The sequence below is a fragment of the Pelagibacterium flavum genome, from assembly GCF_025854335.1.
Classification (GTDB): domain Bacteria; phylum Pseudomonadota; class Alphaproteobacteria; order Rhizobiales; family Devosiaceae; genus Pelagibacterium; species Pelagibacterium flavum.
The window spans coordinates 29,324-44,001 of record NZ_CP107716.1 but is presented as its reverse complement, the minus strand read 5'-3'; the positions used below and the strand labels follow the sequence as shown (position 1 = coordinate 44,001).

10 protein-coding genes are annotated in these 14,678 nt (G+C 63.4%); 5 read left to right on the top strand and 5 right to left on the bottom strand.

The window, feature by feature from the left end; all coding sequences use genetic code 11:
- The first annotated feature begins 16 nt into the window (after positions 1–16).
- A complete protein-coding gene (locus OF122_RS00185) occupies positions 17–1,417 on the top strand; it encodes a helix-turn-helix domain-containing protein (protein WP_264225892.1) in 1,401 nt (466 codons plus the stop codon).
- Positions 1,418–1,479: 62 nt separating this feature from the next.
- Here OF122_RS00185 and OF122_RS00180 read toward each other — a convergent pair whose 3' ends face one another.
- Positions 1,480–1,935, bottom strand: coding sequence for a MarR family winged helix-turn-helix transcriptional regulator (locus tag OF122_RS00180; protein ID WP_264225891.1), 456 nt, complete (start codon positions 1,933–1,935; stop codon positions 1,480–1,482).
- A 138-nt stretch (positions 1,936–2,073) separates the two neighbouring features.
- Between OF122_RS00180 and OF122_RS00175 the strand changes: the two genes are divergently transcribed.
- Positions 2,074–2,502, top strand: coding sequence for an organic hydroperoxide resistance protein (locus OF122_RS00175; protein WP_264225890.1), 429 nt, complete (start codon positions 2,074–2,076; stop codon positions 2,500–2,502).
- A gap of 53 nt (positions 2,503–2,555) precedes the next feature.
- On the opposite strand, the gene OF122_RS00170 is transcribed toward OF122_RS00175, so the two are convergent.
- The 4 genes from OF122_RS00170 to OF122_RS00155 all read right to left on the bottom strand — a co-directional run bounded on the left by OF122_RS00170 (position 2,556) and on the right by OF122_RS00155 (position 8,114).
- On the bottom strand, positions 2,556–4,133 hold the full coding sequence (locus OF122_RS00170; protein WP_319019404.1) for a glycoside hydrolase family 43 protein: 1,578 nt from the start codon (positions 4,131–4,133) through the stop codon (positions 2,556–2,558).
- A gap of 68 nt (positions 4,134–4,201) precedes the next feature.
- Positions 4,202–5,509: a xylose isomerase gene (gene xylA / locus OF122_RS00165; protein ID WP_264225888.1), complete on the bottom strand. Its 1,308-nt coding sequence runs from the start codon at positions 5,507–5,509 to the stop codon at positions 4,202–4,204.
- On the bottom strand, positions 5,506–6,969 hold the full coding sequence (xylB, locus tag OF122_RS00160) for a xylulokinase (RefSeq protein ID WP_264225887.1): 1,464 nt from the start codon (positions 6,967–6,969) through the stop codon (positions 5,506–5,508). Before xylB ends, xylA begins: the two co-directional genes overlap by 4 nt.
- Positions 6,970–7,079: 110 nt before the next feature.
- A complete protein-coding gene (locus OF122_RS00155; protein ID WP_264225886.1) occupies positions 7,080–8,114 on the bottom strand; it encodes a LacI family DNA-binding transcriptional regulator in 1,035 nt (344 codons plus the stop codon).
- 118 nt (positions 8,115–8,232) lie between these two features.
- Here OF122_RS00155 and OF122_RS00150 point away from each other — a divergent pair, with 118 nt between their 5' ends.
- The 3 genes from OF122_RS00150 to OF122_RS00140 all read left to right on the top strand — a co-directional run bounded on the left by OF122_RS00150 (position 8,233) and on the right by OF122_RS00140 (position 14,631).
- Positions 8,233–9,075: a GNAT family N-acetyltransferase gene (locus tag OF122_RS00150; protein ID WP_264225885.1), complete on the top strand. Its 843-nt coding sequence runs from the start codon at positions 8,233–8,235 to the stop codon at positions 9,073–9,075.
- A gap of 80 nt (positions 9,076–9,155) precedes the next feature.
- Entirely contained in the window at positions 9,156–11,861 is a 2,706-nt protein-coding gene (mutS, locus tag OF122_RS00145; protein ID WP_264225884.1) for a DNA mismatch repair protein MutS, read from the top strand.
- Complete coding sequence (locus OF122_RS00140) at positions 11,842–14,631, top strand: [protein-PII] uridylyltransferase (RefSeq protein WP_264225883.1); 2,790 nt, start codon at positions 11,842–11,844, stop codon at positions 14,629–14,631. Before mutS ends, OF122_RS00140 begins: the two co-directional genes overlap by 20 nt.
- Positions 14,632–14,678: the final 47 nt, after the last annotated feature.

Below are 14,678 nucleotides of genomic sequence, written 5' to 3'. Positions count from 1 at the left end.
GGCGGGAGAAGGACAGATGAACCAGCTCGATCTGCAGATCGGGGGCCGCATCAAGCGGTTGCGCAGGCAGAAATCGGTCAACCAGGCACAACTGGCCGAAGCGCTGGAGATTTCCGCGTCCTATCTCAATCTGATCGAACACAACCGCCGCCGCATTACGGTGCCATTGCTGTTCCGCGTCGCCGGTTATTTCGGGGTTGAACCGGGCGAATTGGCCGAAAGCGACGATGCGCGGCTGTCGGGCGATCTCATGGAAATGTTCGGCGACGATATTTTCGCCGATTCAGATCTGACCAACACCGACATCCGCGATCTGGCCACCCAGCACCCCGCGGTCGGCCGCGCCGTCCTCAAGCTCTTCGATCAGTTGCGCCACCTGCAGGCCCCCAAATCAAGCGAGGCGGGCGAAACCCAGGCGACGGGCCACAACGTCGTCACCGAGGCCGTCTCCGATTTCCTTCAGGAAAACGCCAATTATTTTCCAACGCTCGAGACCGCGGCCGAACGCGTGCGCCACGATATCGACAATGCCTCGGACAGTTTCGAGGCCGGGCTCAGGGCCTATCTCTTCAATGTTTTCGGCATCGAGGCCCGGCTGGCCTCGCTCCCCCATGGCGTGGTGCGCCGGCTCGAGGACAATGGCCGCGGGCTGGCTATCTCCGATACGCTCGAGCCCGAATCCGCCCTGTTCGTCCTCGCCCAGCATCTGGCCCTGCTGATCGCCGATGGGGAAATCCGTGACCTGATCGAAAAGAGCACCCTGCCCCAGCCCGAAAGTGTCGGCCTGGCACGCAATGTGTTGGGGTCCTATGTCGCCGCCGCCCTCATCATGCCGTACGAGCCGTTCTTCCGCGCCTGCCGCGACACCCGCTACGATATCGAACGGCTCGGCCGCCGCTTCCGCGCCAGCTTCGAGCAGATCTGCCACCGCATGACCACCCTGCAGCGGCCGTCGTTGAGCGGCATCCCGCTCCATCTGGTTCGCACCGACATCGCCGGCAACATCTCCAAGCGCTTTTCGCTTTCGGGCATCCATATCCCGCGCCATTCGGGCGCCTGCCCGCGCTGGAACGTCTATGCGGCGTTCCTCAATCCCGGCCAGATCAATATTCAATTGAGCCAGATGCCTGATGGCCAGCGCTATTTCTGCATAGCCAAAGCCATCGCTAAGGGCGGTCATTCCTACAACGCCCCGCGCCGCCACATCGCCATTGGGCTCGGTTGCCACGTCTCGCACGCCTCAGCCATGATCTATGCCGACGGCATCGATCTTTCGGCGCCGGCCGGCGCCGTGCCCATCGGGGTGGGCTGTCGCATCTGCCCGCGCCGCGAATGCGGCCAGCGCGCTCACCCGCCCGCCGACCACCGCTTTGCGACCGACGACACCCAGAGAATGGAAAACCTCTATATGGGTTAGGAGCGGTTCGGCTTTGCCGGACAAAAAGGTCCAATGGACCTTTTCGCGCCCTTTTGCTGCCCCTAGCCGCACGCCCGCGACGCATCGAGCGCCTTGCTTAGCGCATTGATCTCGTCGCGCAATTTCATCACGTCCGGCAGATCCCGCCCGCTGGCACACGCCACCGCGTCCGGAATGCTCCGCGCCTGTTCCTTGAGCGCCCGCCCGCTATCGGTCAGGGTCACCACAACCCGCCGCTCGTCGGTGGCGCTGCGCGTCCGCCGCACCAGTCCGGCGGCTTCAAGCCGTTTGAGCAGCGGGGTCAGCGTGCCCGTATCGAGCCCAAGACGCTGCCCGATCCCCGTTACCGAGACGGGCTCGCCCTCCCAGAGCACCAGCATTGTCAGATATTGCGGATAGGTCAGCCCCAGCGGCTCGAGCAGCGGACGGTAAAGCCGCGCAAAGGCCTGTCCCGCGGCATAAACCGCAAAACAAAGCTGCTGTTCAGGGGCGAGAATGGGCGTATCGGTGTCTTTCATGACAAAACTATCGCACAAAATTATATTGCACACAATATAAATCCCGCCTATGGTCGCTCCATCGGTGCACGGCGAACCCCAGCGGGGTGGAGCGCGTTCACCTTACAGCCGACCAATCACCAACCATGGGAGTGCATCATGGAAATTCTCTATACCGCCCACGCGACAGCCAGCGGCGGTGGCCGCGAAGACGGTCACTCAAAGACCGATGACGGCAAGCTCGATGTAAAGCTCTCGACGCCCAGGGAAATGGGCGGCTCGGGCGGTGACGGCACCAATCCCGAACAGCTCTTTGCCACCGGCTATTCGGCTTGTTTCCTGGGCGCCATGCGCGCCGCCGCCCGCAAGACCAAACTCGAGCTGCCCAAGGAAGCCACGGTTTCCGCCGATGTGGGCTTCGGCAAGCGCGACGACGGCGAAGGGTTCGGCCTCAAGGTCATCCTCACGGCCTCGGCCCCCGGCATTGATACCGAAACGCTCAAGGACGTGATGGACCGGGCCCACATCATCTGCCCCTATTCCCACGCCACGCGCGGCAATATCGAAGTCGAACTCAGGCAGGCCTGATGCCGAATGGCGCCGGCGGATTCACGTGAAACCGCCGGCATCGTTTTAGTGCCTTACAGCGGCCGATAGACGAAATACGAAAAATCGGCCTCCCGCGCAGACCCGTTGAGGTCCTGCGCCGCCATCCCCACAAATGCTCCGGTAAAGCTGCCATGCTCGGCATGCCCGCCGCATTCGTCAGACAGGATCGAGGCGTCGAGTTCGGGCCCGATTCTCTGCCAGTCGTCGCCCCCCTGCGCATAGAAATACTGCAGTTTGGAGTTCTCCACCCGCATCTTCATGCGCACCGGCCCGGCCCCAACCGGCACCGGATCGATCCAATAGGTCAGCTTCCCATCCGGGTGGCTCACCACCGATGAAAAGATATTGAGCGCGCGCTTTCCGTCCGGGTCGGCGGTCAGGTGCAGATAGTGGAAATTGTACCGCCCGTAAAAGCCGGTCAGTCCCGCCATTTCGCGCTCGTCGCGCGGATCGAACGCAATCTCGGTCTCCGCCTCGAAATCGAAATGTTGCTGCCGCCGCGCCACCAGCGCCTGCTCGAACCATGAGCCCATCGATTCCCGCCCGATCAGCGTCAGCTTGCCGCCCCCGAGCCTGAAAATCCGCTCCGGTTCCGGCGTCCGCAGCCATTGAAAATCGATAGGCAGTTCGCCCTTGAAATTGTAGCGCCGCTCGGCGTCGAACCCGGCCTGGTCGTACGTCCCCGGCACCTCCACTTCGGAGGCCGGCAGGTTCGTGTCCCCGACCAGATACAGCCACCCGTCCTCACGCCATTCGCACTTTTGCAGCGCTGTCTCGCGCCCAAGCACGCACCGCCGCTTCTGCGTCGTCGGCCGTCCGGTCAGGTGTACGAGATAGGTCTGGCCATCGGGCGTCTCCACGATATCGCCATGCCCGGCCCGCTGCAGCGGATTGAGCGGATCATCCTTGGCCGTCACCAGATACATGTCCGGATGCAGCTCATACGGCCCGTCGATGGTTTTCGACCGCGCCAGCGTCGCCGCGTGCTCGTATCCGGTTCCGCCCTCGGCGGTCAGAAGATAGTACCAGCCATCGCGCTTGTAGAGATGCGGCCCCTCGACCAGCTTGAGCGGCGAGCCCCTGAAGATGTTTTTCCGCTCCCCGACCAGCGTGCCCGCCACCGCATCGAATTCCTGCAGCGCAATCCCCGCAAACCGGTGATATCCCTCCCGGTGGTCCCACAGCATGTTGACGAACCACTTTTTCCCGTCATCGTCGTGAAACAGCGACGGGTCGAACCCCGACGAATTGACATAGATCGGCTCCGACCACGGCCCGGTGATTTCATCGGCGGTGACAATATAATTGTGCGCGTCCTTGAAGTTGCCGTCCTTGCGCTTGACGTCGGTATAGACCAGCCAGAATTTCTCCCCGTCATGGGTAAGGCACGGCGCCCAGATACCGCAGCTGTCGGGGTTGCCCCGCATGTCGAGCTGGCTCTTGCGGGTAAGCGGCCGGGTCAAGAGCTCCCAGTTCGCAAGGTCTTTGGAGTGATGGATCTGCACCCCGGGAAACCACTCGAAGGTCGAAGTGGCGATATAATAATCCTCCCCGACGCGGCAGATCGAGGGATCGGGATTGAACCCCGGCAGAATCGGGTTTTGGCGAATGGGCATTGGGTCTCCTCCCAGAGAAAAAAACGGGACCGCCGATGCGATGCCGGCGGTCCCAAACCTGTTTAAACGAACCGGTTGATCAGGTTCTCCAGATATTCCTGCCGCCCCGATTTTGGCTCCGGGTTGATCCCCTCGGCCTCAACCCGCCCGGCAATGTCCTCCAGCGTCCGCTCACCTTTGAGCATTGCCTGCGCCTCGGCAGCGTTCCATCCGGCATAGCGCTCGGCGAGGAACGCATCATAGGTCCCGTCCTCGATGATTGCCGCCGCGGCCTTCAGCCCTCGCGCGCAGGTGTCCATCCCCCCGATATGGCCGTGCAGCAAATCCTCGGGATCGATCGACTGGCGCCGCAATTTAGCGTCGAAATTGGTGCCCCCGGTGGCAAAGCCGCCGGATTTGAGGATGTGGTAATAGGCCAGCGCCACTTCGGGCACGTTGTTGGGAAACTGGTCGGTGTCCCAGCCCGATTGCATGTCGTTGCGGTTCATGTCGATCGAGCCGAAAATCCCGTGCGCCGCCGCCATGGCCACTTCGTGCTCGAAGGTGTGACCCGCGAGGATGGCGTGACCCACCTCGATATTGACCTTCACTTCGTTTTCCAGCCCGTACTTCTTGAGAAACCCATAGACGGTGGAGACGTCGTAATCATACTGGTGCTTGGTCGGCTCCTGCGGCTTGGGCTCGATCAGGATGGCGCCGGAAAACCCGATCTTGTGCTTGTAATCGACCACCATCGAGAGCATCCGCGCCATCTGGTCCATTTCCTGGCCCAGATTGGTGTTGAGCAGGGTTTCATACCCCTCGCGCCCGCCCCACAGCACATAGTTCTCGCCGCCCAGCCGCTGGGTCACATCCATATTGGCCTTGATGGTCGCCGCGGCATAGGCGAACACGTCCGGGTCGGGATTGGTCGCCGCGCCGGCCATGAACCGGCGGTTGGAAAACAAATTCGCCGTGCCCCAGAGCAGTTTCACGCCGGTCTCGGCAATCTTTTTCTCAAAGATGTCGGCCAGCGCCTCGAGCCGCTTCTTGCTCTCGGCAAAGCTCTCGCCTTCGGGCCGCACATCGGCGTCGTGAAAGCAGAAATAGGGTGCCCCCAGCAGGGAGAACAATTCGAACGCCACATCGGCCTTCAGTTTCGCCGCGTCCATTCCGCCGTCAAACCACGGCCGCTCGAAGGTCCGCCCGCCAAACGGGTCGCCACCTTCCCAGGCAAACGAATGCCAGTACGCAACCGCAAAGCGCAAATGCTCTTCCATCCGCTTGCCCAGAACGATTTCGTCGGGGTTGTAGTGATGGAAGGCCAGCGGGTTGTCGCTGCCTGGGCCTTCATACTGAACCTTGCTCAGGCCTTTGAAAAAGTCGGTCATTGTGCTCGGGCCTCCTCGATACCCGCATAAAGGGCGCGATAGCGCGCATAGGATTGGTCATAGGCCGATTTCAGATCGGCCCTTGGATCGATGGTTTTTTCGATTTTGGGTTTGGTGCACACGGTTCTGGGGTCGGCCCCGGTGGCCGCGATCAGCCCCAGTCGCGCCGCGCCGAACGCCCCGCCGAAATCCCCGTCCTCGGGCACGGCAATCGCCATGCCCAAATTGGTGGCGATCATTTCGAGCCACAGGTCCGATTTCGACCCCCCGCCCACGGCGATCAGGGTGTCGATCTGCGTTCCCGCGTCGGTCAGCACCCGCTGGCAGTCGCGCACCGCAAATGCCACGCCCTCCATCACCGCCTGCCCCATGGTCCGGGCGTCGGAAAGATGAGACAGCCCCACAAACGAGCCGCGCGCGGCGGCATTGTTATGCGGCGTGCGCTCGCCGGAGAGATAGGGCAGGAAAATTTCCTCCCCCGGCCCGGAGAAATTCTCGGCAACGGCCCGCGTCACGCCCGCCGCGTCCTGCCCCACCAGTTTTGAAAACCAGTTCAAACTGTCGGTCGCAGAAAGGAAAACCCCCATCTGGTGCCAGGTCTTGGGGATCGCGTGGCAAAACGCATGCACCGCCCCTTCGGTATTGGGCCGGAACTTGTCGTTGGAAACAAACAGCACCCCCGAAGTGCCCAGCGAAACGAACCCGCTCCCCGGCTCCACCGCTCCGATGCCGCAGGCCGAAGCGGCATTGTCGCCCCCGCCCCCGGCCACCACCGGCGTTTGCGCAATGCCCCAGCGCGCGCAAAGCTCGGGGGAAAGATGTCCGGACGGTTCGCTGCCCTCGACCAGCGCCGGCATGTGCTCGGTCGTCAGCCCCGTCACCGCCAGCAGATCGTCCGACCAGCCGCGATATTCCACGTCCAGCCACAGCGTTCCCGCCGCATCCGACATGTCCGAAACGTAAGTCCCGGTCAAAAGAAACCGCACATAATCCTTGGGCAGCAGCACCTTGGCGATTTTCGCGTAGTTCTCCGGCTCGTGCTTTTTGACCCAGAGGATTTTCGGCGCGGTAAAGCCCGGCATGGCAATGTTGCCGGCAATCTGCCGCAGCGCCGGCAATGCCTCTTCCATTTCGGCGCACTCGGCGGCCGAACGCACGTCGTTCCACAATATCGCCGGGCGGATCACCTTGTTGTCCTTGTCGAGCAGCGTCGCCCCATGCATCTGCCCGGACAGCCCGATACCCCTGATCGCGCTGACCAGATCGGCATGGCGGTCCTTGAGCGCATCGACGGCCTTGAGCACCGCATCCCACCAATGGGCCGGATCCTGCTCGGAAAATCCGGGCCGGGGCCGCGAAACGCTCAAGGGCGCACTGGCTTCGCCCAGCGCCCTGCCCTCACCATCGATCAGCACCGCCTTGACGCCGGACGTCCCGATATCGAGTCCGAGATAGGTCATTGCGTTACCCTCTCCATGAAAAATGAGGTGCGTACCTCAATTCCAGTCATCAGAAATCTCCTCGGTTTCGGCTGCCTTTTCGGCGCTCGTGCAAGATGGGTAGGTTCAGGTTAGCTCAGGTGATCGCGCACCAAAACCCTGATTTCCAATTGTGTCTGCGGTGGGGCGGCATCCGCCCCCACCACCAGCCGCCGCGCCGTGGCGCAAACGGCACGGATTTCGTCTTCCGGGCTCTGGTCCAGAATAACGTCGATGGCGCCGGTTTCCAGCCCGGCCCGCGTCGGCCCGGTCAATTCGTGCCCGATCACCCGCACTTTTGCTGCAAGCCCGCACTCGTTGAGCGCCATCAAGAGCCCCGCATTGCCCGCCCCGGCGTTGTACATTCCGGTCAGGCCGGGATGCGCCTCAAACAGCGCCAGGCTCTTTTCGTAGGTCGCGGTAAATTCGTCCTGCCCCTCGATGGGTCCCACCAGCGCGACTGTCGGAAATTCCGATGCAATGATCTCGGAAAACCCCCTGATCCGTTCCGCATGGTCGATCAGCTCCAAGGACCCGGCCACCAGCCCGACCGTTCCCCCCTGCGGCACAAACCGCCCCATCAGCGATCCCGCGATCCGTCCCGCCGCCCGGTTGTCGATTCCCACGAACCCGTGCCGCGCCGAACCGGGCAGGTCCGACACAAGCGTGATCACCTTGATCCCCCTGCCCACGGCCCGCGCCACCGCGGCGTGGATTTCGGGCTTGTCGATGGCCACGATCACCGCGCAATCGGCCTCGTCGGCGCCAATGGCATCGAGCGCCGCCACCAGCGCCCGCGTATCCATGGCCTTGATCCGCAAAAGGTCGAGCCGCAGCCGCTCAGCCCGCATCTGGGCGCCAACACCTTCCACGGCATCGGCCAGCTTGCCGAAAAACTGGTTGGTGCCTTCCGGCACGATGATCTTGAGAACGATGTCGCGGGCCCGCGCCAGCATCGAGGCGGTCAAATCGCGCCGAAACCCGATCTCGGCAATCGCCGCCTCCACCTTCTCGATCGTCCCCTTGCGCACGCCCGGCCGGCCGTTGAGCACTCGGTCCACCGTCGCCAGCGACACCCCTGCCGCCCGCGCCAGATCATGCACCGTCACGCGCCCGCTGCTTTCCAAGATACTTCCTCCTCCATTGAGGTACGTAACTCATGCCCGTTCTCGACGGCCGCGTCAAGATTGGCTTTTGCGGCCCGGCGCAATTCCCTCCGGTGCTCAACTCCGATACAAAAGCGCCATGATCGAAACCGCTCCTTTCCCCGCTGCCGCTCCGCTCGCCGCCCCGCTCGCCCGCCTGGGCCAGTTTGCCGTGCGCCTTGCCCGGACCGACGCCGAGCGCTTCGCCGCCTACCGCCTGCGTTACGAAGTGTTCCACCGCGAGCGCGGCGTGAACGCCCCGTGGATGGACCACGCCAACCACATCGAAGCCGACGCCTTCGATCCCCATTGCGACCATATCGTCGTCATCGACACCGCCGCTCGGGCTCTGGGCGAAGCCCCGCCAATCGTGGGCACCTATCGCGTCATGGCCGGCCCCGCGTCCGCTCTTGGCTGGTACGCCGATACAGAATTTGCCCTCGCCCCGCTCTTTGCTCGCCACCCCGGCCAGCGCTTTTGCGAGGTTGGCCGCTCCTGCGTTGCCCCGGCCTACCGCTCCATGCGGACCATCGAGGCCCTCTGGTGCGGGCTCTGGGCCTATGCTTGCCTCAACGCAATCGATGCCTACTTTGGCGCCGCCAGTTTTCCCGGCACCGATCCTCGCGCCCACGCGCACACCCTGTCCCATCTTTTTCATAACGCCCGCGCATCGGCTGACTGGCACGTTTCCGCCCGCGCCGGGCGCGCCGTCTCCATGGACATGCTTGCGGCCGAAATGGTTGACCGCCACGCCGCCCTGCGCGCCATGCCGCCCCTCGTGCGCGGCTATCTGCGGGTCAATGCGGCGTTTTCCAGCCAGGCCTTTGTCGACGAAAAATTCGGCACGACAGATGTCTTCGTCCTAGCCCGTTTTGCCGCCGCCCCCATGGCCTATCGCAAACGCGTCGAACGGGTCACGGGCCTGCGTCACCCCAACCTGTGATCGGCAGTTGGAATCGCCAAATTTTTGGCTTAGCGTGCGCCACCGTTTAAGAGCCTATCCCCGGAATTTTAGACCGCTTCATGACGCAAACCGAGCCACAGGCCGACTATGCTGCGCCCCCCGCCACGGCCATGACGCCCATGATGGCCCAGTTCTTTGAGATCAAGGGCGTAAATCCGGGCTATCTGCTGTTCTATCGCATGGGCGATTTTTACGAGCTGTTCTTTGACGACGCCGAAATCGCCGCCGCGGCCCTTGGCATCACATTGACCAAACGCGGCAAGCATCTGGGCGAGGATATTCCCATGTGCGGCGTGCCCATCCACGCCGCCCAGGACTATCTCAAAAAGCTCATTTCGCTCGGCCACAAGGTCGCCGTCTGCGAACAAATCGAAGATCCCGCCGAAGCCAAAAAGCGCGGGAGTAAATCCGTCGTCAAACGCGACGTCGTCCGGCTCGTCACCCCCGGCACGCTGACCGAGGACGATCTGCTGCCCGCCCGGGGCAACAATTTTCTTCTCTCCCTCGCCCGGCTCGGCTCGGACGGCGAGGGCTACGCGATGGCCTGGTCCGACATTTCCACCGGCGAACTGCTTGTCGCCGATCTCGACAAGGAGTCTCTTGCCGACGAGATCGCCCGCATCGATCCGGCCGAGTTGATCCTGTCCGACCGCCTCGCCGATCAACTGGCCGAACAGCGCGCCCTCTCGTCCGACCGGCTGGCCGGCGCCACCCGCCGCCCGCACGAAAGTTTCGAATCCGAGGCCGCGTCCCGCCTGTTGCGCGAAACCTTCGAGGGTGGTGTCGATCCGACCGCCTTTTCGCGCACCGCCCGCGCCGCGCTCGGCGCGCTCATCGCCTATGTGGCCGAAACGCAAAAAGGCGCCGGCGTCCCCCTGCGCCAGCCGCGCCTCGAAGCGCCCACCGACCACATGCAGATCGATGCGGCCACGCGCTCGTCGCTCGAACTGCTCGTGACCCAGCGCGGCGATGTGCGCGGCGCCTTGCGGGCAAGCGTCGATATGACGGTGACCGGCGCCGGCGCCCGTCTCTTTGCCGCCCGCCTCGCCGCCCCGCTCAACGATCCGGCCCGCATCAACGCCCGTCTCGACGCCATCGACACATTGATCGCCAATGCGATGGAAACCGACGCCATCCGCAAGGGCCTGCGCGCCGCCCCCGATATCGCTCGCGCCTTGACCCGTTTGACCCTCGAACGCGGTGGCCCGCGCGATCTGGGCGCCATCGGCCGCGGCATCACCCAGGCCCGCGCGCTGGGCCATCTGCTCGCCGGCCTCTCCGACCCAGGCGACGAACTTGCCGCCATCGCGCAAACCCTTGGCCGGGCCCCCGAAATCCTCGCCGACGAATTCGCAAAAGCCCTCGTCGATGAACCTCCGCTTTTCGCCCGCGACGGCGGCTTTGTCGCGTCGGGCTATGATGGCGAACTCGACACCCAGCGCCGGCTCGGGTCGGAAAGCCGCAAGGTGGTGGCCGAACTCCAGGCCGCGCTGGTCGAAAAAACCGGCGTCCGGGCGCTCAAGATCAAGCACAACAACGTTTTGGGCTTTTTCGTCGAAGTCCCCGCCTCCCACGGGTCGCGCCTGCTCGAAGACAACGTCTTCATCCACCGCCAGACCCTCGCCAACGCCATGCGGTTCACCACCACCGAGTTGGCCGAACTCGAAGGCAAGATCGCCCGCGCCCAGGAAATCGCCGTCGAAATCGAATTGTCCATCTTCGCCCGCCTGCGCGAGGCCGCCATTGCCCAAAGCCGCGACCTGATGGCCGCCGCCGACGCCATGGCCGAACTCGACGTTGCCGCAGCCCTCGCCAGTCTCGCCGCCCAGCGCAATTGGTGCCGCCCGCTTGTCGATGCCTCCCTCGCCTTCGAAATCGAAGGCGGCCGCCACCCCGTCGTCGAAAGGACCCTCGAAGCGGAAGGGAAAACCTTCGTCGCCAACGACGCCGATCTTTCCGCCCCCGAGCCTGATGAAGGCGGCCAGCTCTGGCTGGTCACCGGCCCCAATATGGGCGGTAAATCGACCTTCCTGCGCCAGAACGCGCTGATCGCCATTCTCGCGCAGATGGGCTCATACGTTCCGGCCACCTCCGCCCATATCGGCGTGGTCGATCGCGTCTTCTCCCGCGTCGGTGCCTCCGACGACATCGCCCAGGGCCGCTCGACCTTCATGGTCGAAATGGTCGAAACCGCCGCCATTTTAAACCGCGCCACCCGCCAGTCCCTCGTCATCCTCGACGAGATCGGCCGGGGCACCGCCACCTTCGATGGACTTTCCATCGCCTGGGCCTGCGTTGAAACCCTGCACGAAACCACCGGCTGCCGCGCCATTTTCGCCACCCATTATCACGAGCTCACAGCCCTCTCGGCCACGCTGTCGCGCGTTTCCAACCACACAATGAGCGTCAAGGAATACAAGGGCGACGTGGTGTTCCTCCACGAAGTCACCCAGGGCGCCGCCGATCGCTCCTATGGCATTCAGGTGGCAAAGCTGGCCGGGCTCCCCGCCCCGGTCATCACCCGCGCCCGCCAGGTGCTCGATCTGCTCGAGGCGCGCGGCCAGTCCAATCCCGGCTCGGCCCTTGCGGATTTGCCGCTCTTTGCCCATATGCCAGCGCCTGCGGACAAATCCGCGCCTCAACCTCGTGCTAACCCGGTTACCGATATGATAGAGACCGTGCGCCCCGACGATCTCTCCCCCCGGGCCGCGCTCGAATGGATCTATGAACTCAAAAAGGCTGCCCATGCCGACGGCGACCATTGAACCGATTGCGCGCAGGAAAACAGGACTTCCCGGTGCTGAAGCGCTGATCGAAGCCGTGCGCGCCGAGATCGGCGATGCGGCGCCCGACAGCCAGATCGCCCGCGCCGCCGTGCTCAAGGCTCTGCGTCAGGGGCTCAAAGACGCCCGCATCGCCGCCGAGGCCGAGCTGGTCGCCAACCGCCGGGGCACCCGCTGCGCCCAGATGCTGGCCGCCGCTCAAGATGAATTGATCGCCGCCGCTCACCTCTGGGCCACCCGCTACGTCTTCCCCCGCGAAAACCCCTCGGGCGCCGAATCTTTGGCAATCGCCGCGGTGGGCGGTTATGGCCGTGGCACGCTGGCGCCGGGATCCGATATCGATCTGCTGTTCATCCTGCCCTATAAGCAAACCCCCTGGGGCGAGAGCGTTACCGAATACGTGCTCTATATGCTCTGGGATCTGGGCCAGAAGGTCGGCCACGCAGTTCGCTCGGTCGATGATTCCATTCGCATGGCGCGCTCGGACATGACGGTGCGCACCGCAACGCTCGAAAGCCGCTTTCTGGTCGGCGACGATACGCTGTTCAACCAGATGCGCGAGCGCTTCGAAACCGAGATCGTCGAAAAGACCGGCCCCGAATTCATCGCGGCGAAAATGGCCGAGCGCGACGCCCGCCACGACGCCCAGGGCAACACCCGCTATGTGGTCGAACCCAACGTCAAGGACGGCAAGGGGGGCTTGCGCGATCTCAATACGCTTTACTGGATCGGCAAATATTTCTACCGCGTCCAGACCTATCCCGAACTGATCGAGAAGGGCGTATTCTCCAAGACCGAATACCGCGCCTTCCAGCGCGCCGAGGATTTCCTCTGGGCCGTGCGCTGCAATCTGCACTTTCTCGTCGGCCGGGCCGATGACCGGCTGACCTTCGAGATCCAGCAGGAAATGGCCGAGCGCATGGGCTATCACGACCGCGCCGGCATGCTCGGGGTCGAGCGCTTCATGAAGCGCTATTTCCTCGTCGCCAAGGATGTGGGCGATCTGACCCGCATTTTCTGCACCTCGCTCGAATTTGCCCACGCCAAAAAAGTCGATGCCTTCGGCCGCGTGTTCGGCAATTTCCGCAAGGCGCGCCGCCAGATCCGGGGCGAGCCCGATTTCATTCTCGAACATGGCCGCATCACCGTGGCCAATGATGAAGTGTTCGAAAAAGACCCGGTCAACATCGTAAAGATCTTCTGGGTGGCGGGCCGCGAGGGGGTGATGTTCCACCCCGACGCGCTCAAGCTTTTGACCCGCTCGATGCGCCTGATCGACAAGAAGCTTCGGACCGATGAGCGGGTCAACGCCTATTTCCTCGAAATCCTCACCAGTCCCAAATCGGTCGAGCGCATCCTGCGCCGCATGAATGAATCAGGCGTTCTGGGCAAGCTGGTCCCCGAATTCGGCAAGATCGTCGCGCTGATGCAGTTCAACATGTATCACCACTATACGGTGGACGAGCATCTCATCCGCGCCGTCGGTGTCATGGCCGACATCGCCAATGGCGGTCTGAAAAACGAGTTGCCTTTGACCCACGAGCTGTTGCCCCATCTCTCCGATGCGCGCCTGCTCTATGTCGCCCTGTTCCTGCACGATATCGCCAAGGGCCGCCCCGAGGACCATTCCGAGGCCGGCGAGGCTATCGCCCGCAAATTCTGCCCGCGTCTGGGCCTTTCGGCGGCCGAAACCGATACCGTCGCCTGGCTGGTGCGCTATCACCTCCTGATGAGCGAGATTTCCCAGTCCCGCGACATTCAGGATCCCGATACGGCGCGCAATTTCGCCCAGATCGTGCAGAGCCCCCAGCGCCTTGCTCTGCTCATGATCCTCACCGCCTGCGACATCCGCGCCGTGGGTCCGGGCACCTGGACCGGCTGGAAGGGCTCGCTCCTGCGCGCCCTTTATTACGCCACCGAACCCTTGCTTTCGGGTGGCCATTCCCAGGTCTCCCAGAGCGACCGGATCATCGAGGCCCAGGACGCCCTGCGCGCCGGGCTGACCGACTGGACGCCAGAGCGGCTCGATGCCTATATCGAGCGCCAGTTCCCCAATTACTGGCTGCGCGCCGAACCCGAACTGCAACTGGCCCATGCGCGCATGATCGACGCGGCCGAAGCCAAAAATTCGAGCTTTGCCGGATCGACCTCGATCAAGGCCTTCGAGGGCATCACCGAAGTCACCTTCTATACCCCCGATCACCCGCGCCTTCTCTCGCTGATTGCCGGGGCCTGCACCACAGCCGATGCCTCGATCATCGGCGCGCAGATCTTCAACACCAAGGATGGCTACGCGCTCGATACCTTCCGCCTGCGCCGCGCCTTCACCTCCGACGAAGACGAAAAGATCAGGGCCTCACGCATCACCGATACCGTCAAGGCGCTGCTCGAGGGCCGCAAATACCTTCCTGCCGATCTGGGGATCGATTCACGCTACAACCGGCGCTTGAAGCCCTTTTCGGTGCCCACCGAAATCTTCATCTCCAACGCGCTCTCGGACAAATTCACTGTCATCGAGATTTCCGGCCTCGATCGCACCGGCCTGCTTTATCATCTGACCCGCGCGCTCTCCGATCTCAACCTCACCATCGGTTCGGCCCATATCGGCACCTATGGCGAAAAGGCGGTGGACGTTTTCTACGTCACCGACCTGACCGGCGGAAAGATCACCTCAAAGGTCCGCCAGAAACGCATCCACGAAGCCCTCGAAGCGGTCTTCGCCCCCGCCCGCCGCGAAAAGGCCTCAGCGTGAGCACTCCATTCTGGTCGGTGGGTTACCAGGTTCAAGGTCGCCCCTGG

Excerpts from the sequence above, each read along its gene's own strand:
- OF122_RS00175 (WP_264225890.1), top strand. The coding sequence starts at position 2,074 with ATGGAAATTCTCTATACCGCCCACGCGACAGCCAGCGGCGGTGGCCGC.
- mutS (WP_264225884.1), top strand. The coding sequence starts at position 9,156 with ATGACGCAAACCGAGCCACAGGCCGACTATGCTGCGCCCCCCGCCACG.
- OF122_RS00180 (WP_264225891.1), bottom strand. The coding sequence starts at position 1,935 with ATGAAAGACACCGATACGCCCATTCTCGCCCCTGAACAGCAGCTTTGT.
- xylB (WP_264225887.1), bottom strand. The coding sequence starts at position 6,969 with ATGACCTATCTCGGACTCGATATCGGGACGTCCGGCGTCAAGGCGGTG.
- OF122_RS00185 (WP_264225892.1), top strand. The coding sequence starts at position 17 with ATGAACCAGCTCGATCTGCAGATCGGGGGCCGCATCAAGCGGTTGCGC.
- xylA (WP_264225888.1), bottom strand. The coding sequence starts at position 5,509 with ATGACCGACTTTTTCAAAGGCCTGAGCAAGGTTCAGTATGAAGGCCCA.
- OF122_RS00140 (WP_264225883.1), top strand. The coding sequence starts at position 11,842 with ATGCCGACGGCGACCATTGAACCGATTGCGCGCAGGAAAACAGGACTT.
- OF122_RS00150 (WP_264225885.1), top strand. The coding sequence starts at position 8,233 with ATGATCGAAACCGCTCCTTTCCCCGCTGCCGCTCCGCTCGCCGCCCCG.